This window comes from Limibacillus sp. MBR-115 (genome assembly GCF_040549425.1).
Lineage (GTDB): Bacteria > Pseudomonadota > Alphaproteobacteria > Kiloniellales > CECT-8803 > Limibacillus > Limibacillus halophilus.
Map to the genome: position 1 here is coordinate 191,683 of NZ_JBEPTJ010000001.1, position 17,607 is coordinate 209,289.

At 54.9% G+C, this 17,607-nt stretch carries 19 protein-coding genes and 2 pseudogenes; 15 read left to right on the forward strand and 6 right to left on the reverse strand.

Annotated elements, in window-relative coordinates; all coding sequences use genetic code 11:
* Positions 1-162: 162 nt before the first annotated feature.
* Positions 163-1,080, forward strand: coding sequence for a DnaJ C-terminal domain-containing protein (locus tag ABIE63_RS00905; protein ID WP_354501939.1), 918 nt, complete (start codon positions 163-165; stop codon positions 1,078-1,080).
* The gene (locus ABIE63_RS00910) at positions 1,077-1,397 is read left to right on the forward strand and encodes a MerR family transcriptional regulator (RefSeq protein ID WP_354501942.1); all 321 of its coding nucleotides are present in this window, start codon (positions 1,077-1,079) and stop codon (positions 1,395-1,397) included. The genes ABIE63_RS00905 and ABIE63_RS00910 overlap by 4 nt, the downstream gene beginning before the upstream one ends.
* Before the next feature lie 860 nt (positions 1,398-2,257).
* Here the strand turns inward: ABIE63_RS00910 and ABIE63_RS00915 are convergent.
* Together ABIE63_RS00915 and ABIE63_RS00920 are read right to left on the reverse strand one after the other, a co-directional pair.
* On the reverse strand, positions 2,258-2,923 hold the full coding sequence (locus ABIE63_RS00915) for a hypothetical protein (RefSeq protein WP_354501945.1): 666 nt from the start codon (positions 2,921-2,923) through the stop codon (positions 2,258-2,260).
* A gap of 11 nt (positions 2,924-2,934) precedes the next feature.
* Positions 2,935-3,447: a hypothetical protein gene (locus ABIE63_RS00920; RefSeq protein ID WP_354501948.1), complete on the reverse strand. Its 513-nt coding sequence runs from the start codon at positions 3,445-3,447 to the stop codon at positions 2,935-2,937.
* A 338-nt stretch (positions 3,448-3,785) separates the two neighbouring features.
* On the opposite strand from ABIE63_RS00920, the pseudogene ABIE63_RS00925 reads away from it, so the two are divergent.
* The 9 genes and pseudogenes from ABIE63_RS00925 to ABIE63_RS00965 all read left to right on the forward strand — a co-directional run.
* Positions 3,786-3,995: pseudogene (locus ABIE63_RS00925) on the forward strand (DDE-type integrase/transposase/recombinase); the annotation flags it as partial.
* Between the two features lie 472 nt (positions 3,996-4,467).
* Complete coding sequence (gene dctP, locus ABIE63_RS00930) at positions 4,468-5,502, forward strand: TRAP transporter substrate-binding protein DctP (protein ID WP_354501951.1); 1,035 nt, start codon at positions 4,468-4,470, stop codon at positions 5,500-5,502.
* A 99-nt stretch (positions 5,503-5,601) separates the two neighbouring features.
* Positions 5,602-6,180 carry a TRAP transporter small permease gene (locus ABIE63_RS00935; protein WP_354501954.1) on the forward strand — a complete coding sequence of 193 codons (579 nt, stop codon included), beginning with the start codon at positions 5,602-5,604 and terminating at the stop codon, positions 6,178-6,180.
* Positions 6,181-6,198: 18 nt separating this feature from the next.
* Positions 6,199-7,482, forward strand: coding sequence for a TRAP transporter large permease (locus tag ABIE63_RS00940; protein ID WP_354501957.1), 1,284 nt, complete (start codon positions 6,199-6,201; stop codon positions 7,480-7,482).
* A gap of 18 nt (positions 7,483-7,500) precedes the next feature.
* Positions 7,501-7,938 carry a universal stress protein gene (locus tag ABIE63_RS00945; protein ID WP_354501960.1) on the forward strand — a complete coding sequence of 146 codons (438 nt, stop codon included), beginning with the start codon at positions 7,501-7,503 and terminating at the stop codon, positions 7,936-7,938.
* Between the two features lie 119 nt (positions 7,939-8,057).
* Positions 8,058-8,852, forward strand: coding sequence for a GntR family transcriptional regulator (locus tag ABIE63_RS00950; protein ID WP_354501962.1), 795 nt, complete (start codon positions 8,058-8,060; stop codon positions 8,850-8,852).
* Between the two features lie 228 nt (positions 8,853-9,080).
* A pseudogene (locus tag ABIE63_RS00955) lies at positions 9,081-9,296 on the forward strand (DDE-type integrase/transposase/recombinase); the annotation flags it as partial.
* A 196-nt stretch (positions 9,297-9,492) separates the two neighbouring features.
* Positions 9,493-10,011 carry an RNA polymerase sigma factor gene (locus ABIE63_RS00960; protein WP_354501965.1) on the forward strand — a complete coding sequence of 173 codons (519 nt, stop codon included), beginning with the start codon at positions 9,493-9,495 and terminating at the stop codon, positions 10,009-10,011.
* Entirely contained in the window at positions 10,008-10,748 is a 741-nt protein-coding gene (locus ABIE63_RS00965) for a hypothetical protein (RefSeq protein WP_354501968.1), read from the forward strand. The genes ABIE63_RS00960 and ABIE63_RS00965 overlap by 4 nt, the downstream gene beginning before the upstream one ends.
* 18 nt (positions 10,749-10,766) lie before the next feature.
* Here ABIE63_RS00965 and ABIE63_RS00970 read toward each other — a convergent pair whose 3' ends face one another.
* Complete coding sequence (locus ABIE63_RS00970) at positions 10,767-11,483, reverse strand: cytochrome c family protein (RefSeq protein ID WP_354501971.1); 717 nt, start codon at positions 11,481-11,483, stop codon at positions 10,767-10,769.
* 59 nt (positions 11,484-11,542) lie between these two features.
* The gene (locus tag ABIE63_RS00975; RefSeq protein WP_354501974.1) at positions 11,543-12,838 is read right to left on the reverse strand and encodes a sulfite oxidase; all 1,296 of its coding nucleotides are present in this window, start codon (positions 12,836-12,838) and stop codon (positions 11,543-11,545) included.
* A gap of 213 nt (positions 12,839-13,051) precedes the next feature.
* Here ABIE63_RS00975 and ABIE63_RS00980 point away from each other — a divergent pair, with 213 nt between their 5' ends.
* Genes ABIE63_RS00980 through arsB form a run of 3 tightly spaced genes read left to right on the forward strand, consistent with a single transcriptional unit; the run spans position 13,052 to position 14,994 of the window.
* On the forward strand, positions 13,052-13,384 hold the full coding sequence (locus tag ABIE63_RS00980; protein WP_354501976.1) for a metalloregulator ArsR/SmtB family transcription factor: 333 nt from the start codon (positions 13,052-13,054) through the stop codon (positions 13,382-13,384).
* 14 nt (positions 13,385-13,398) lie between these two features.
* Positions 13,399-13,920 (forward strand): arsenate reductase ArsC, encoded by a 522-nt coding sequence (locus tag ABIE63_RS00985; RefSeq protein ID WP_354501979.1) that lies wholly within the window; start codon positions 13,399-13,401, stop codon positions 13,918-13,920.
* A gap of 27 nt (positions 13,921-13,947) precedes the next feature.
* Positions 13,948-14,994: an ACR3 family arsenite efflux transporter gene (gene arsB, locus ABIE63_RS00990; protein WP_246377433.1), complete on the forward strand. Its 1,047-nt coding sequence runs from the start codon at positions 13,948-13,950 to the stop codon at positions 14,992-14,994.
* Between the two features lie 127 nt (positions 14,995-15,121).
* Here the strand turns inward: arsB and ABIE63_RS00995 are convergent, their stop codons facing one another.
* Positions 15,122-15,709: a peroxidase-related enzyme gene (locus ABIE63_RS00995; protein WP_354501982.1), complete on the reverse strand. Its 588-nt coding sequence runs from the start codon at positions 15,707-15,709 to the stop codon at positions 15,122-15,124.
* 373 nt (positions 15,710-16,082) lie between these two features.
* Between ABIE63_RS00995 and ABIE63_RS01000 the strand changes: the two genes are divergently transcribed.
* Positions 16,083-16,553 carry a VOC family protein gene (locus ABIE63_RS01000; RefSeq protein ID WP_354501984.1) on the forward strand — a complete coding sequence of 157 codons (471 nt, stop codon included), beginning with the start codon at positions 16,083-16,085 and terminating at the stop codon, positions 16,551-16,553.
* Here the strand turns inward: ABIE63_RS01000 and ABIE63_RS01005 are convergent.
* Complete coding sequence (locus ABIE63_RS01005; RefSeq protein ID WP_354501986.1) at positions 16,547-17,446, reverse strand: GNAT family N-acetyltransferase; 900 nt, start codon at positions 17,444-17,446, stop codon at positions 16,547-16,549. The two genes, ABIE63_RS01000 and ABIE63_RS01005, sit on opposite strands and share 7 nt — an antisense overlap.
* Positions 17,447-17,607: the final 161 nt, after the last annotated feature.

Here is a 17,607-nt window from a genome sequence, read left to right on the forward strand (position 1 = left end):
TTCGTTTTAGAATGACCCTGGCCTCTGCAAAGTAGACCACTAGGTAAACTCAAAGAAGCTTGCACTGAACCGGCATCGGCACCGCCCTACCCCGCCCGCATGAGGTGATTATCAAGGCTCGAAGCTTCAAACTAGCTCGCACGAGTGAGGAGAAATAAGTGCATGAAAGACCCCTATGAGGCCCTCGGTGTAGCGCGATCCGCGACCGACAAGGAAATAAAAGACGCCTTCAAGAAGCTGGCGCGAAAATTCCATCCAGACCTACATCCGGGCGACAAGGAAGCTGAAGGAAAATTTAAGGAGATTTCAGCCGCTAATGATCTACTGAAGGACAAGGAAAAGCGGCGTAGGTTTGATGCCGGTGAGATTGATGCCAGCGGGGCGGAGCGGCCACAAGAGCGGTACTACCGCGATTTCGCTGATGGACCGATCTACAGCGCCCATGCTGAGCAGAGCGGCTTTGCCAGCAATGAAGAACTGGAAGAGTTTCTGGCGCGCGCTTTTCAAGACGGGACGAGTGGCTCAAGAGGGGCCTTCAAGGCCCGTGGGCAAGATGTCAGATATGAGCTGCGCGTAGGATTCTTGGATGCGGTGAATGGCAGCAAACGCAACGTCACGCTACCTGATGGCAAGACCCTCCAAGTGACAATTCCAGAAGGCGCTGAGAACGGCCAGATGCTACGATTGAAGGGTCAGGGAATGCCTGGATTTGGCGGGGCGGCGGCGGGAGACGCTTACGTTGAACTGCATGTTCAGTCACATGCCTTCTACAACCGCAAAGATGACAATATTCATGTCGAAGTTCCTGTTACGCTCAAGGAAGCGATCCTGGGCGCGCGGATTGAGGTTCCGACCATAATGGGCCCGGTGAAATTGACAGTTCCCAAGAGTGCAAACAGTGGCACGACGCTGCGGTTGCGGGATAAGGGCATCCGAAATCGTAAATCTGGCCAGCGTGGCCACCAATTTATCACTCTGAAAGTCATGCTTCCGGGCGGCGAAGAACCGGAGTTGACGGGTTTTCTGGAGACTTGGGAGCCGAGAACTCAAGATGACCTGCGAAAGGAGATGCTGAAATGATGCGCCTTGAGGACCTCTTGGGGCAGATTGAGGTGCTTCAGCGCCACGAACTCGAGCTTTGGATCCGTGAAGAGTTGGTTGTGCCACAAGAGGAGGCCGGGGAGCTCTTGTTCTCGGAAAAGGAGTGCGCACGGATCCGCCTAATCTGCACCTTGCGTTATGAGCTTGAGATCGACTCGGAAATTTTGCCGACGGTGATTTCCTTGGTGGATGAACTATATCTGACCCGTCAGCGCTTGCTGTCACTGACCGCTGCGGTGGCCGCGCAGGATGAGGCCGTTCAGGCTGCGATTCTCGCAAAGTTGAAAGGGCATTGACACGCTAACTCACCTTTCGACTTGAGGCGGCGGCACTGTCAGAGCAAAATGCGTTGAAGCGGGCTAGGCGGTCCTCTAGCGCCCAGTCATGACCAAATGCAGCCCCTTTCGCCATTTCAATACGTCGCCTGAGATTATCCAACTGGCGGTCATGTTGTACGTGCGGTTCCCTCTGTCGCTGCGCCCCAACTCTATCGCAGAAGATCAATCGGATGGACGGCGTGCCAAAACGTTCATCCAGAGGAAGACAGGCAAAGAGGCGCTTTCTCATGCGAGCCCCCACTTCCCTGTTCCCGGAAAAACTTTCCCTGTTCCTGAAATAACTTTCCCTGTTCACTGAAAAATATTCCCTGTTCCGCAGTTTAGGGAATCTTGCGAAAAAACAACATGACTGCAATGGGTTAGAGCGAAGAGAATCGTGCTAAAACCAGTTAAATATCGAATTTTCCCTGTATTTTCCCTGTTATCAGGGAAATCCTTGCAGAGATCAGTTCGCAGCAGACTGCCTCCACCGCCATTCTTTCCTATTTTATCTTTTTATATCATATAGATAGAAACGGGGCATGAATTGCACCCCACAATTTTTACCACATTTTCGAGCGATTAACCGAATAGAGCAGAAGAAACCGCCCAGGGTTTCAATCCTTCCTTCACTCTGCCTCGAATCCGACATCGTTCGGATCCAGCCTCAGATTCAATTCGGCGTCACGAGCCATCTTCAAACTAAACCGCGCCGCTGCCCTCGCCGAATGGCGCGATCTTCTTGCTGCCTGACGTTTGGCTCGACTGGGGCATACTGAGACGAGTTCGATTTCGTCTCACACCTCCATTGGCTGCGACGATGCACCAAGCTCAACCTCTCATCCGAGCAGGTCTTTGCCGAACAGAGCGATCGCCAATGGCACGGGCGCTACCGCAAGCGCTATAGTCAGAAGGAACCCTTGCGGCGTGAAAAGGCGGCTGACACCGGCAATCAGTGCAATCCCGCCACCCCCGCCGACCAGGAAATTGCCAGGAAGATTGATCGCGACCGCCAAGGCTAGGTAGCGGTGCCGTAGGAGGAAGGGAAGTGCGCCGCCGGGCGCTTTTTCCAGCAAGAAGTTTAAACGCTCTTCGCCCGCAAGCGGTTCTATGCGCTTCAGCAGGCGCTCCAAGCGTGAGAACCGGAGCCATTGCACCACTTTGACAATCGCAGAAAGCGGAATCAGCCGCCCCACCAAGAAGCTGAGCATAAGCCCGGCCAACGTGCAACTATAGACCAGTAGCACTATGCCGGACCCGAGCATGGTGATCAGCACCAAGCCCACTTCTACGCCAGGAACGAAAGGGATTGCTATGAGTCCTGCATAGACGGCAGCCGAGAACATGATCATCTGGTGAACCATGTCCTCGTTGTTGGGTCTGACTTCGAACTCCAGCCTCTCAACGATAAGAGTAGCCATAAGATTCATGGCCAGGATAATGAGAACCAGCAGCAAAAAGCGCCAAAGTCCTCCCCTCGACACTTTGAAGGAAAGAAACTTCATTGGGGGCTTGATCACTCAATTGCCACGGGGATGTTCTGAGCCAAGATCGCTTTGTTGTCGATCAACTCGCCTTCAAACCAAAAGGTTCGCTCAATGGTCCAATACCAGCGTTTGAGGGTCCAAGTCGCTTCGCCACTGACGCGGTCACCCCGCACAACGCCTCGCCATAGGATCTTTGCATCCTTGTAGGGACACTTGGTCTCACTGACGAAGTGCACCGCTCCGTCCTTTGATCGTGTGAAGTACGGTCGCGCGGGGTAGTCGCAACGCGTCTGACATTCGCTTGATACAAACAGCCCCTTGCCGAAAACAAGATTGTCCTCGACATCCGCTGGCTGTCCGGTAGGCCCCATCTTGCTAAGGAAGACTTTCCCATCCAATGCACCCTCGCCTTGAAACGAAGCCAGCGACTCTCTGTCCGCGTCCTTCGATGGCGGGGCACTGATTTGAGATACGGCAAAGCCGCCCAACCCAACCAGCAGTGCGCAGGCCACAAATACAGTTAGAAATCGAGAAACGGTCATCTTTGCCTTTACCGGCGGAAGAAGCGGTCAATGAGATCACCTCATCCGCTCACACCATGATGATGCTATAAGTCTATTACACTCCTGGCTGCATTGACAAATTAGCTCCCCGACACGAGGGCAATTTCCCCTCGCAGTCGGTTTCTAAGCCGCAGGCACGCAGCCGCCCACTCTGCGAATGCTCCGATCCAAATTGTCTTATAGGTTTGTAGGCTGAGGGGGCACTGTCAGAGCAAATCGCCTTGAGCAAGGTCGGGCGTTCTTCTAGCGTCCGGCCATGATCAAATGCAGCCCCTTTCGCTGTTTCAAGACGTCACCCGAAATCATCCGTCTGGCGGTGGCATCTGGATGAGGTGTTCGCGAAGATCAACGCTGTGACGCACTATCTCTGGCGCGCTGTCGATCACGAAGGCGAGGTTCTGGAAAGTTTCGTGACGAAGAGACGCGATAAGAAAGCTGCGTTGATATTCCTAAGGAAAGCACTGCGCAAGCACGGTCGGCCCGAGGTTATCGTGACCGATCAGCTTCGATCCTATGGGGCTGCACTTGCAGAATGGCGAAGCCTCATCACTGCCTGACGCTCAACTCGGCTGGAGTATACTGAACCGAGTTCGAATTCGTCTGACAGCACCCCGCTGGCAAATGCCAAATGCTTCTACCAACCTATGGTCGGTCAACGCTTGCATAGATATGTATATCAACAGAAAGCTGTTAGAGGCCTCAGACAGGAGTTGGTCTCTTTGCCAGAAATCTTGTTAGATATTTTTCTATAATATCAAACAGGTGATGTTTATCGTTCGAATTAAATCAATATCTTGGGCTGTTTCAAGACCCTTAGAAATATATCTCGTTGTTGATTTTGTGACCCTCCTTATCGTAACGTCTTTGATGTCTCGGCCCAGCTTTTCATCTCGCTGGTGCTGAATAGCGCGGGGCATTTTCACGCGCGACAAAGGGTTTTTAGCCGAATCCACGAATCCTGCGGTGCCGCCGCTCGATACATAAGCGAGGAGGAGAACCATGTACCGTTCCTGGAAAATGATACGCTGCTCAGTCTTAACCGCCGCGGCAGTCGGCGTGGCTGCTGGAGTTGGATTAACCGCGAGCGATTCTGAAGCCGCGACCTGGAAGTACGCCTTCGAGGAGGCAATGGATGAGGTCCAGGGCAAGTACGCCCAAAAGTTTAAAGAGGAGATAGAGAAGAATTCCGACAACACCCTGCAGCTTTTCCCCTACGGCACCTTGGGTGAGTCTGCGGACATAATGGAACAGGCGCAGGCTGGCATTCTGGAGTTCGTCGACCAGTCTCCAGGCTTTACCGGGTCACTGATTCCAGAAGCACAGGTCTTCTTCGTGCCCTACCTACTACCAACAGATCAAGAGCATCTCGCCCGGTTTTTCCGCGAAAGTAAGGCCATAAACGAGGATTTCAAAAAGCTGTACGCCGAACAGGGACTGGAGCTTCTGACCATGTTCCCCGAAGGCGAAGTTGCAATGACCACTAAGGAACCGGTCACGGCCTGCAAGGACTTGAACGAGGTCAAGTTCCGCGTCATGACCAATCCACTGTTGGTGGAATCCTACCAAGCCTTCGGTGCCACACCAACACCGCTCCCCTGGGGCGAGGTTTACGGCGGCCTGCAGACCAACATCATTCAGGGTCAGGAAAACCCCACGTTCTTCCTCTATTCGACGAAGATCTATGAGGTCACCGATTACATCACTTATGCCGGTCACAACAACTTCACCACGGCCGTCATGGCAAACAAGGAGTTCTATGATGGGTTGAGCCAGGAAGACCAGAAGGTGATCGAGAATGCTGCAGATGTTGCCTACCAGTATATCGTCGGCTACCAGAAGGGTCTGGCGGAATCGGAATTGCAGAAGATCAAGGAAGCCAAGCCCGAGATGACCGTTACGGTGCTCAACGAAGAGCAACGGGCCTGTTTCAAGGAAGCTGCCAAGGCAGTGGAAGCCAAGTTCATCGAAATGACCGGTGAAAGTGGCAAGGCGATCCTCGAACAGATGAAGGCCGACTTGAAGGCCACAATGTAGCCAATGGCCCAGTAGATCATGAGTGAACGCGATGAAGTCGGGAGACGGGTTGGTGCCCGTCTCCCGACTTGTGATCGGATGTTCGCGAGAGGGGGATAGATGGTCGAAGAACCTCCGCAGAATGCACATGCATCCGGGTTACCTGGTATTCTTGGAATTATCGACTCCCTGATCAGCCGGGTCGAATCCTTTGCGCTTGCAGCAGGCGTCCTACTGATGGCTGCGAACACAATAGCCAATGTCGTTGGACGCTATGTGTTTCAGAGCAGTATCTTCTTCACTGGCGAACTCAATCGTATGATCATTATCTTGATCACCTTCGCAGGTGTCGGCTATGCCGCTCGTCACGGGCGGCATATCAGGATGTCGGCAATCTTTGACGCTCTGCCCACGAAGACACGTAAGGGCCTGATGATCGTGATTGCGGTCATTACAGCGATCACGATGTTCGCACTCTGTTACTTTTCTATCGGCTACATCAGCAAGGTGCATTCCAGCGGTAGGGTGCTACCCGCCCTGCAGATTCCGATCTGGTGGATCTTTGTTTGGGCCCCCATTGGGTTTTTCGTGACCGGCACCCAGTATCTGCTCACTGCGATCAAGAACATTATCGAAAAGGACGTTTACCTTTCGACCAACGTGCTGGAGGGCTACGACGATCCCGAGGCCGAAATCTAGCCTGAGGAGGAGGGCGCCATGACTGCGGTCATGATGATTACGATGATCGTTCTGCTGCTATTGGGATTCCCCATGATGATCCCGCTGATTGTGGCGGCCTTCATCGGTTTTTTTTCGATGTTTGGCGGTATCGACAAGATGGATTTCATGGTCCAGCAGTTCATGGCCGGCATCCGCCCAGCTTCGCTGATTGCCGTGCCGATGTTCATACTTGCTGCGGACATAATGACACGGGGACAGTCGGCGAATCGCTTGATCAACATGGTCATGAAGTTCATCGGCCATGTGAGAGGCGGCTTGGCGGTCAGCACAGCTACGGCTTGCACACTATTCGGCGCCGTTTCGGGCTCGACCCAGGCGACCGTCGTGGCGGTCGGTTCACCGTTGCGCCCAAGGATGCTGAAAGCCGGGTACAAAGACTCCTTCATTCTCGCGCTGATCGTCAACTCGAGCGATATCGCATTCCTTATTCCTCCCAGCATCGGCATGATCATCTATGGCGTCGTGTCCAACACCTCCATTGCCGAACTCTTCATAGCCGGTATCGGCCCAGGCCTGATGATCTTGGTGTTCTTCGCGACCTATAGCGTAATCTACGCCAAGATCAATGACGTCCCGACGGAGCCAAAGGCGAGTTGGAAAGAACGCCTGGACGCCGTTCGACAGGCGGTCTGGCCACTCGGTTTTCCAGCCATCATAATCGGTGGTATCTACGGCGGTGTTTTCAGCCCGACAGAGGCCGCTGCAGTTTGCGTTCTCTACGCAATGATCCTGGAGTTTGTGGTATTTAGATCGCTGTCCGCACCGGACATCTATTCGATCGCCAAGTCGACCGGGCTTATCACGGCTGTGGTCTTCATCCTCGTCGGCGCAGGCGCCGCGTTTTCCTGGATCATTTCTTTCGCCCAAATACCCCAGGCCATGTTGGGTGCGGTTGGTATTACGGAGATGGGGTCGATCGGCATACTCGTTGTGATATCGATCGCTTTCTTCATTGGCTGCATGTTCGTGGATCCCATTGTCGTAATCCTAGTGCTGGTGCCCATCTTCGCGCCGGTCGTGGACTCGGTTGGCCTAGACCCGGTCTTGGTCGGGATTATCATCACGCTGCAAGTGGCGATAGGTTCGGCGACTCCGCCGTTCGGATGTGACATCTTTACGGCCATCGCGATCTTCAAAAGACCCTACCTCGATGTCATCAGGGGAACGCCGCCTTTCATATTCATGCTGCTCCTATCGGCGGCCTTGTTGATTATCTTTCCGCAGATCGCCCTCTTCCTGCGCGATCTGGCCTTTAAATGATCCCTGGGAGAGCGACCGATGTTTAATCGTATAGTCGTTGCCGTGGATGGCTCAGAGCACGCCCTCAAAGCCCTAGAGTTGGCAGTGACGCTTCAGAACAAGTTCGATTCGGAACTCTTGCTGCTTTGCGTTTACCGACATCACAGCCAGCGAGAGGCTACCTTGTCCATGGTGCGACCGCAGGATCCGGACAACGTCGAGGACTCGATGCGCGAATTCGCCACCGGCGTCGTCGAGCATGCCAAGAAACGGGCAACTGAGCTTGGTGCGGCCAAACCTCGTGCCTTCATCAAGGGCGGCCCGCCGTCGCGAACCATCGTCAAGTTCGCCAAGGAGAAGAAGGCGTCGCTTATCGTGCTCGGCAGCCGCGGACACGGGGAGATGGAAGCCTTTTTGCTTGGCAGTGTCTCTCATAAGGTGACCAGCCTCGCCGATTGCCCGGTGTTGGTGGCTTGACCAGGGTTCTCGCCAAAAAACCCGCTATAAAGCGCTTTTGCAGATTGCCTGGAGCGCCTGCTATACTTGGAGAACAGGAGCGCCATCTACGGGGTCTCGCTGGACTGGAAGACCGAAGCGTGACAAGAAAGATAGAGCAAAGTCTGACAGAAATGTTCTGGAGAGAAGATGTGGTGCCGCTGACGCTCCGCGAACAAAACTCCAGGACGCCTTCCCAACGACGCTTCTTGGCGATTCTTCACATCATTCGCAAGCGCATAACGCTGCTCAGATACCCGCCGGAAACACTCCTGGACATCGATGCTCTGGCGGCTGAATTCAAGGTCAGCCGCACCCCCATCCGCAGCGTCCTGCAGCAGTTGATATATTGCGGCCTGGTTCTAAGTAAGCACGGTGTGCGAACCAGCGTAGCACCGATCGACTTTGAAAGACTGCGCGAAGACTTCGCCTTACGCAGCCATCTGGCAGAGTTGATAGGCGTGCTGTCGCCGCTCGTGCCCAGCAAGGGTGCGATCGACTATCTCGCCCAGGCAATCGAGGAGTGTGGAGAGCTGATTGCCCACCCCGACCTGGAAAGCTTCGCGCGAATTGACATGAAGGTGCATGAGGCAATCTGCAGCCTCATCGGCAACCGCCAGTTACGGCAGGTCTATGACGACCTTTACTTTAGAACTGCCCGGGTGTGGTTCTACTTTCTGCCGAAGCTGGATTGGCTTAATGAGGTGACAATATTCCGCCAAGATATCGACGCCCGACTAGATGTTATGAAACGGCAGGATACAAAGGCCGTGGGATTTCTGACCCGTAATGCTATCTCGGCCGTACTGATTCGGGTCGATCCGCTCATCAGCGAAGTCGAAATGACGCAAGATCCCGGCGAACCGCGCTTGATCGTTTCACAAAAGGGGGTCTAGGGCACTGACAGGTTAACTCGTCTGTCATGTCTGAGCTCCAGCGTCTAAACACCCCAGATGGAGGTGTCAGGGCAATTCGAACGGCACTACCAGAGCAAAATGCGCGGAAGGGAATTGTCAGAGCAAATCGCCTTGAGCAAGGTCGGGCGTTCTTCTAGCGTCCGGCCATGATCAAATGCAGCCCCTTTCGCTGTTTCAAGACGTCACCCGAAATCATCCGTCTGGCAGTGGCATCTGGATGAGGTGTTCGCGAAGATCAACGGTGTGACGCACTATCTCTGGCGCGCCGTCGATCACGAAGGCGAGGTTCTGGAAAGTTTCGTGACGAAGGTACGCGATAAGAAAGCTGCGTTGATATTCCTAAGGAAAGCACTGCGCAAGCACGGTCCGCTCGAGGTTATCGTGACCGATCAGCTTCGATCATATGGGGCTGCACTTGCAGAATGGCGAAGCCTCATCACTGCCTGACGCTCAACTCGGCTGGAGTATATTGAACCGAGTTCGAATTCGTCTGACAGCAGCGTTAGTTTCTCTGTTATTCTCCGATAGGGCCATATACCACTGCAACTAAGCTGACGATAAAGCAGGATGGAAAACCTAATTGATGATGGTTCCCTTGATCAGCTGGACCCAATAGTTGATGGATTTACGCTACGGCATAAAGCGGCTACTTCCCGATTTGATGGCATATGCTCAATCGATCGCACGTGATCGCAACGACGCTGAGGATCTGGTGGGAGATTCAGTCGAACGGGCGCTCTCAGCTCGGCGACACCCAGATAGTCTCAATGCGCTTCGGCCATGGATGTTTCGAATCATTCGCAATCTTTTTCTAGATGAAGTCCGGAAAAGAAAGGTGCGGCGGGAATTTTCCGAAGGGTTGGGCCGTTACTTGATTGAGATAAGCAATCAACAGAGCGACACGCTCAACGATACCTTGACCCGTCTCGCTTTCGGAAAGTTGAAACAGCCCGAGCGCGAGATTCTGTTTTTGGTGGACGTGCTGGGTATGAAGTACGAGGAGGCCGCGACTGTACTAGACGTGCCGTCGGGTACCGTCATGAGCCGGGTCAGCCGGGCAAGGCGCACTCTGATAGCCCTGATAGACGGCGCTCATATTCCCGGTCATAACGATTCTCGAAAGAACAAGAGCGAATGACGACTGACAAAGACTGGAACCTTCTTAACAGCTATGCCGATGATGAACTCAAGGCAGAGCAGAGGATGGTTTTGGAAGCTAGAATTCAGCAAGAGCCCGATCTAGCGGCCGCCTTGGAGCGTATTCAGACAGTGAAATTGGCACTGGGCCGTAAGCAGCCACTGGCGGCGGCGCCAACCTATTCGCGCCTGCGATCCTTGTCCCGCGTCGGCGCAATTGCAGCAGGGGTTGTTGTTGTCGTTGGGATTTCGATATTCGGATTGAGGACGTTTCAGGTAGATTTGGCAAGCAATACCGCCGCAGACTGGCACGCAAAATTCAGCGCTAATTCTTATAGTCAGGACCAACCGCAGGTATCAAATGCGGCTTTTGGCGCTTGGGCGGGCTTTATAGCGCCGCCCGACCTCTCAATCGCGAGACTTGAGTTAATGGAATTGAAGGTCGACGCATCCGAAGACCCGGCGTTCATAGCCATGCATTATCGTGGCCAGAATGGTTGCCGGCTGACATTGCTGGTCGAGAAGCTGGAAATTGATGAGGATATTTCGGACCGAGCAGAGAATTTGCTGTGGCGTCAGTGGACTACCGAAGAAGCACGCTTCAGTCTGATTTCAGATACGATGGACCGTGGGCGCTTCAATATGATCGCTGCATACCTAGAGTCGGCCACCCAGACGGGCCGGAGCAACAGGGACCTCCAGGTTGCAATGGCTGAATCGACAGCATCTTGCGCTTGAGATGCGCAACAAGATTTCTTAGTTGGTAAAATTAGGTCGATCTTCCCCATAGTTCTTTGAGAGATAGTCTAGGATCACTGCCTTCGTCTGCTGGTCCAGTTCGCTCATACCCTGTTCCTCAACCATCCAATCCAGCAGCTCGGCCCAGTTATCCCGGGAAAGACCCTGTTGAGCCACAATCCTCTCAGAGTGACAGGCGGTGCAGTTGTAATAGGTCTCCTCTGCCCCCGCTCCCGGGACTAGAACGCCAAACAGCTCTGGTGGCGCTGTAGTGGAATCTTGTTCGTTCGGAGCAAACTGTCCTGAACCGAAGGAAGTCGGTGTTGGCCCGCTTGCATTCAAATAGGCAATGAGATCCGCGCGCGCAGCAGCCTCACTAACACCAGTGAATGTCATACGCGTACCTTTTACGAACTTGCGGGGGTCGGCTAAAAATTCGTCCAGTCGTTCCATAGTCCATGATCCGCCGAGATCCCGCAGTGCTTTTGAATAATTTGCGTAATCCTTGGAAGCGGCGACGTCGGCCCCAATAATGCCCCAAAGATTTGGGCCGACACGATTTTTGCCTCCTTCATCTATGGTGTGGCAGGCCTTGCAGGCTCTAAATACCTTCTCTCCTGCAGCCGGATCGGCTGCGGCTAGCCTGGCATCCAGATCATTCTGGGCGCTTGACGCACCTGCGATCAATTGAAGGACGCCAAGTAGTAATCCCGTCATCAGAAGACGACAGATCATTCCATTCTCCACTCCTGCAAGGCCTCTCTATTCCACACGTCAAAGGTGCAAGCGAGCGTTCATCCAACCCGCAAGGCGACCCTGTGCATCGTGTTGTTCAGGTAACCTTTCGGGTTCCAATCGATTGCGAAAGGCTGCATGACTCCGGCGCTGTCCATTGCCCTGGCCCAAACCTCGTAATAACCGGCCTTCGGGAAGGTCACGGTTTGGCGCCAGTTCTGCCAGGCCCCGGAGTTAACAGGAGCGTCCAGCTCCGCTGTCAGCCAGGTCGCTCCGAAGTCGATGGAAAGGTCAACCCGGTCGACCGTCCGGTCCCCGGACCAGGCGTGACCGCGGACCTCGATCTCCTGGCCTATCTCACTGTTATTCTCCTGAGATGTGATGAGCGATTTGACCGGCATACGTTCGATAATTACAAAATCTTCCTTTGCAACCTCCTCTCCAGGTGCAACCGAACGATTGGGGACGCGATAGGAGGTTCCGGTCATCTTGGGCCCGTCGTGGACCTGATCGCGAAGCTGTATGCGGGTCAGCCATTTCTGCGAGCAGGATCCGGGCCATCCTGGTACAACGAGGCGCAAGGGCGCGCCGTTTTGTGGGTGCAGTGCCCCGCCATTCATCTCAAATGCGATAAGGACGTCGTCGGTCAGCGCCTTGGCAATCGGGACTCCCCGCGAAATCGGCAGCTTGCTGGTATCTCCCGAAAGATGCCCGTCGGCGCCATAGTGGGCGGTATAAACGACGTTTGATTTGACGCCGGCCTTCTCCAGGACATCCTTCAACCGCACGCCTGTCCAGTTGGAGCAGCCGACCGCACCCAGCGTCCATTGATTGCCTTTCGCCGGAGGATTGAAAAATGCCCTGCCATTTCCGCCGCATTCTATGACGAGAGCCATCGTGACGACTTCGAACTGATTCCTGAGGTCGTCGATGGAAAGGGTCATCTCCTGGTCGACTAAACCGTCAACTGTGAGCGTCCAGGATGCGGGGTCGACGTTTTCTGGAGGTATACCATTGTTGCGAATGAAATGCCGGTTTGTCGGCGTGATATCATCATCCAGGAAGTGAGGCGGCGTTTCGGCGTTAATTGGCCGGTCATTGAGCAAGGTTAATCCGTCCTTGCCAACCAGCACGTCTTCTGCAGCGAAGGCTGCAGGTATCAATCCTTGCGGCATATTGCGATGGAACGGAATGCTCAGGCCGAGCATCGCTCCCACGGTAGCCAAGCCAGCACCGCCTAGAAACCCGCGCCGATCTGAGTGAGCAATACGACCGAAGAACTCGCGATCGACCTCTTCAGGATTGCGGGCAAAAAATTCACTGATTCCTTGGTGTTTTTCATTGTCGAATGGCATTTCCACCTCCCTTGTTATCTTTAATAACGTCCCAGGGAGGCATTTTATTTCATTCAGGTTGAATCGTCCTGCCGCCGATCGATCTGCTGGAGTTTGGCGATATCGTCAATTAGGAAGGCGTTGTCCTTGCATCTGGCTACGCTCGCTGGCCTCGTGTGCGGGCCGTATTTTTGGTTGTTGACAGCACTCCAATATTTCAATATTTCATGATATATGGAAGATACACGAGCACTCGCGGCCTTTGCCGCTCTTAGCCAAACTACACGTCTTGAGGTCTTCCGCCTGTTGATCCGGGTCGGCCCGACCGGCATGGCGGCGGGTGAGATCGGGGAGTCCCTTGGCGTGCGGCAAAACACGCTTTCGGCCAATCTTTCGGTTCTGCTGAATGCCGGTCTGGTGCGCAACGAGCGGCAAGGACGCTCCATCCGCTATTACGCCGATATGGATGGATTACGAGGCCTGCTTGGATTCCTGCTGAGCGATTGCTGCGGCGGCCGCGCGGAGATGTGCCAACCGCTGATCGATGAAATTGCCTGCGCCTGCTGAGGGAACCGCCGACCATGTCCGACAGGGTTTACAACGTACTCTTTCTCTGCACCGGGAATTCAGCCCGTTCCCTGATCGCAGAAGCAATCATGAACGCCGAAGGCAAGGGCCATTTTCGTGCTTTTTCCGCGGGCTCAAACCCCAAGAGCGAGCCCCATCCCTACACGATCAACCTTCTCAAAAGTCTCGGCCATGACACGGCGCGACTGCGCTCGAAGAACTGGAACGAGTTCGCCCTACCCGATATGCCGCAGATGGACTTCGTGTTCACGGTTTGCGATCAAGCCGCCGCCGAGACCTGTCCGGTCTGGCCAGGCCAGCCGATGACCGCGCATTGGGACATACCAGACCCGGCCGCCGCGACCGGCAGTGAAGCGGAACGGCGCCTTGCCTTTTCAACGGCCTACAAAATGCTTTCAACCCGGATATCCTTGTTTCTGAGCTTGCCTTTCGCTTCTTTGGACAGGCTTTCGCTCAAGCAGAAGCTCCAGGATATTGACCTTGCCGAAACAGCAAGTAGCGCCCCAACTTCCTGAACCAACAGTAACTGCGGAATACTTTTCATGACAGACACGACCGCGCCCGCGACGCCGGCCATGAGTATCTTCGAACGTTGGCTAACCCTCTGGGTGGGTCTGGCAATATTGGGCGGATTACTGCTTGGCAGCATCGCGCCCGGGCTGGTCGAAGCCATCGCGGCGGCGGAATTCGCGTCGATCAATCTCGTGATGGCTGTCCTGATATGGGCAATGGTCTACCCGATGATGGTTGGCGTGGACTTTGCGGCAGCTGCCGGGGTTGCCCGGCAACCGAAGGGACTACTCATCACGCTGACGGTGAACTGGCTGGTCAAACCCTTCACCTTGGCGTTGTTGGCGGTCTTGTTCTTCGACCATATTTTCGCGCCCTTGATCGAGCCTGCGGATGCCGCGCAGTACACAGCGGGCCTGATTCTGCTTGGAGCGGCCCCCTGCACGGCCATGGTCTTTGTCTGGTCCCAGCTCACGCGCGGCGATGAAACCTACACGCTGGTGCAGGTTTCGGTGAACGATCTGATCATGATCGTCGCCTTCGCGCCCATCGTCGCTTTTCTGCTCGGCGTTACCGAAATTTCAGTCCCCTGGGAGACATTGGTCTTGGCGACGCTGCTCTACGTGGTTATGCCATTGCTCGCCGGGCTGCTCACCCGTAGAAGGCTCCGTACGCCCGAACGTATTGCCGGCTTTACCGCCCGCATTAAACCCTGGTCCATGGTCGGGTTGATCACGACCGTGGTGATCCTGTTTGGGCTGCAGGGCAATGTCATTCTGGACAGGCCGCTGGTCATCGGTTTGATCGCCGTGCCGATCGTGATCCAGAGCTATGGCATTTTCGCGCTCGCTTACGGCGCCGCCTACGCCCTCAAGGTGCCCCACCGCATCGCCGCCCCTTGTGCGATGATCGGTACGTCCAACTTCTTCGAACTGGCGGTTGCTGTTGCAATCAGCCTTTTCGGGCTTAACTCGGGCGCGGCCCTCGCCACCGTCGTCGGCGTCCTTGTCGAGGTGCCGGTCATGCTGTCATTGGTGAGTTTCGCCAACCGCACCCGCAACAAATTCCCCGGGGCTTGATTGCCGGAAACACTGCTCACGCGCGCTCGGGCATCTGCGTGGCGCCGGGAATTATAGGTCGGTGCAAATTAAGCCACCGATTGAGATTGGATCGAACAGTGCCGGGAGCCGATCACCGCACTTGAAGCTATGTCTCGATGCCGCGGCCAACAACCAACGCCTCCCGAAGCGTCGGGTCCAAGTCGTTGTAGGCCTTGTCCGGCAAGGTCCCCAACGCATCCAGGGTTTTGCTGAAAAAACATCTGACGGCAGCTGCCGATGCGATGTCGAAAATTTCCGGGTCCGAGAGCCCATGCTTGCGCAATCCTGCGACATCCTCCTCCGTGATGGCTGACGCATCACGCACAACGGCGCGCGCAAACTCCATTATCGCTTCGTCGGCCGCACTTAGGACGGAGGCTTCGGACGTTTCCAGAATCTCTCGAAGCTGCTGCGCATCGTAATAGCGTTCGGCAAGCACGGATCCATGTACCAGCATACAGTAGGAGCTTCGAAGCTCTAGAGCGGCTGCAACGGTGACCAGTTCATAGCGCCGTTCATCCATGTTGCGCTTGATACTGTTAAGCAATTCGTTCCAGCCGGCCATCACCTCCGGTCGATGTGAAAAGGCTTTAACCATGTTTGGCAGGTAGCCGAAGCTGTCACGCACTCGGTTATACATCTGGGATGTGGCGGCGGTTGCTTGCTCTTCTGGAATTACGCTTATGAAAGACATTGCCCCTCCTAAGGATAGGTCGCCTCGCGTGGCCAACATCGCTGTGCCGGGGATTTCGGTCCGTTACGATTCACGCGAGAGGCCCTGAACAACCAGCCTGCAAGAACGCCTCGGTCCTATCAAGTCCAAGTTCCAAGGTAGCAGCCGCATTTAAGCGACCTACCTTCGCTCCCTGAGGATCGCGGGAAAGCCTCGGAAGATGCGTAATTTGGCACCAGAAAGAAGGCCCAATCCAATGTCTGAATTTCAGGCCTGGATCGTCGCCGATGTCCTGGTGGCAGACTCCGCTCCTCATCACCACCTACAAATTCTATGATTGGCAGGACTTAGCGCGGTTCACGCACTATGCTTCATCGACGAGGAGAACCTAAAGGTGACTGAGACCAAAGATCGCAAGGCCAAAGCCGTAGGCATCAACCATGTCGCCCTTGAAGTCGGCGACATTGATCAGGCGCTCGCGTTCTATGGTGCCTTTCTAGACTTCGAGATCGAAAGCAAGAGCGAGAAAGCGGCTTTCATCTATTTCGGCGATCAGTTTATCAATTTTGCGTTGGGCCGAACCCAAGGACCTGACGCGAACCGGCATTTCGGCATCGCCGTGGATGACAAGGATCAGGTGCGACGGACTCTCGAAAAGATGGGCGTTCCGCTACTGGGCGGGCGCTTTCTTGATTTTCTCGACCCCTGGGGCAACCGGGTGGAAATCACTACCTACGCCAACATTCAGTTCTCCAAGGCCGACCACGTCCTCCGGGGCATGGGCCTGGGCCACCTCCAAAAAACCGATAACGCAATTGCCGAGCTTCGGCAGAAGAAGATGGCCCCACCCGACAGGGATCAGTAAAGAATCGAAGGCATGAAGGCCCCTGATGGCTCATTGTAAAAGCCCTGGCTCATCAGGGTCATAGGCTGAACGATTTTCAAGCCCTGCTCCAGACACCATAGAAGAAGCGCCGTGTTCCGCGTTGGCAGCAAAAAGCCCGGCCCCGCAAACTCGGGCGCAGCGCAGATCAAGGCTTTAATATCCTCATTGCTCTCGCCAACCGCATGGCCAAAAAAAGCAATCTGGGTGGCATACCCCGAGATACGACCATCGTGCTCGACCACCATAGCGGTGCCTTGAGCGATGGCATTACGCAGATCGCCTTCACGGCTGTAGCCGTTTAGGCTCTGATGGAGCCTCGTGCAGGCCGCAACATCGGCTTCTGACGCGGCGCGTGCCTTGTAACCTGGAATCGCCACTCTTGGCACGGACCCCTGCATCGTCGAGAGCGGTTCGCGCGCGACGAAGCCCATCTTCGTATAAAGCGCTAGCGAGCGATTGTGGTAGGCCGCCTGGACAAGACGAACGCTGTTGACGCCGGCGTCGCGGGCCGTGTCCAGCGCCCAGTCCATTAACTGCCTGCCAACCGTTACGTTCTGGCAAGCCGGATCGATCGTGATCGGTCCCACGCCGGCAACCGTCCCGCTTATCCAAAGGAAATTGCTGCCGACAACCTCGCCCGCCATTTCAGCGACGACCGAACGGATCGCCGGACTGCTTAACGTGTAGGCGAGAAGTCCCTGCGCAACATCTATTGAAGGGAAATCAGGCGGAAAATCGTGGCGTTCCGCGATCGCCTTGAAAGCGTGATAGCAAATCTTCCCGCAAGCCGCCGCGTCATTTGGTTGGCCGGGCCTCAAGGTAAACTGATGACCAGGTTGTTGATTGATGTGAAAGTTTGAACCTACGTCCATGTGACCCGCGCGCAATGAACGCGCCTCCCTCCAATTGATAACGAAAGTGGGGGGATTATTGGTGCAACAGTTAGCAATTCGCATTCAGGAAATTTGCGATATCAGATTAGAAAAATGCATAAGCGCCCATGGAGTCCCATCAACTGGGCAGCAGACACTGC

What these genes read in the sequence shown, in the direction of transcription:
- ABIE63_RS00975 (WP_354501974.1), bottom strand. Translation starts at nt 12,838, where the DNA reads ATGCCATTCGACAATGAAAAACACCAAGGAATCAGTGAATTTTTTGCC.
- ABIE63_RS01005 (WP_354501986.1), bottom strand. Translation starts at nt 17,446, where the DNA reads ATGGACGTAGGTTCAAACTTTCACATCAATCAACAACCTGGTCATCAG.
- ABIE63_RS00920 (WP_354501948.1), bottom strand. Translation starts at nt 3,447, where the DNA reads ATGACCGTTTCTCGATTTCTAACTGTATTTGTGGCCTGCGCACTGCTG.
- ABIE63_RS00985 (WP_354501979.1), top strand. Translation starts at nt 13,399, where the DNA reads ATGTCCGACAGGGTTTACAACGTACTCTTTCTCTGCACCGGGAATTCA.
- ABIE63_RS00965 (WP_354501968.1), top strand. Translation starts at nt 10,008, where the DNA reads ATGACGACTGACAAAGACTGGAACCTTCTTAACAGCTATGCCGATGAT.
- ABIE63_RS00960 (WP_354501965.1), top strand. Translation starts at nt 9,493, where the DNA reads ATGGATTTACGCTACGGCATAAAGCGGCTACTTCCCGATTTGATGGCA.
- ABIE63_RS00970 (WP_354501971.1), bottom strand. Translation starts at nt 11,483, where the DNA reads ATGATCTGTCGTCTTCTGATGACGGGATTACTACTTGGCGTCCTTCAA.
- ABIE63_RS00935 (WP_354501954.1), top strand. Translation starts at nt 5,602, where the DNA reads ATGGTCGAAGAACCTCCGCAGAATGCACATGCATCCGGGTTACCTGGT.
- ABIE63_RS00995 (WP_354501982.1), bottom strand. Translation starts at nt 15,709, where the DNA reads ATGTCTTTCATAAGCGTAATTCCAGAAGAGCAAGCAACCGCCGCCACA.
- ABIE63_RS00945 (WP_354501960.1), top strand. Translation starts at nt 7,501, where the DNA reads ATGTTTAATCGTATAGTCGTTGCCGTGGATGGCTCAGAGCACGCCCTC.
- dctP (WP_354501951.1), top strand. Translation starts at nt 4,468, where the DNA reads ATGTACCGTTCCTGGAAAATGATACGCTGCTCAGTCTTAACCGCCGCG.
- ABIE63_RS00915 (WP_354501945.1), bottom strand. Translation starts at nt 2,923, where the DNA reads ATGAAGTTTCTTTCCTTCAAAGTGTCGAGGGGAGGACTTTGGCGCTTT.
- ABIE63_RS00905 (WP_354501939.1), top strand. Translation starts at nt 163, where the DNA reads ATGAAAGACCCCTATGAGGCCCTCGGTGTAGCGCGATCCGCGACCGAC.
- ABIE63_RS00980 (WP_354501976.1), top strand. Translation starts at nt 13,052, where the DNA reads ATGGAAGATACACGAGCACTCGCGGCCTTTGCCGCTCTTAGCCAAACT.
- ABIE63_RS00910 (WP_354501942.1), top strand. Translation starts at nt 1,077, where the DNA reads ATGATGCGCCTTGAGGACCTCTTGGGGCAGATTGAGGTGCTTCAGCGC.
- ABIE63_RS00940 (WP_354501957.1), top strand. Translation starts at nt 6,199, where the DNA reads ATGACTGCGGTCATGATGATTACGATGATCGTTCTGCTGCTATTGGGA.
- arsB (WP_246377433.1), top strand. Translation starts at nt 13,948, where the DNA reads ATGACAGACACGACCGCGCCCGCGACGCCGGCCATGAGTATCTTCGAA.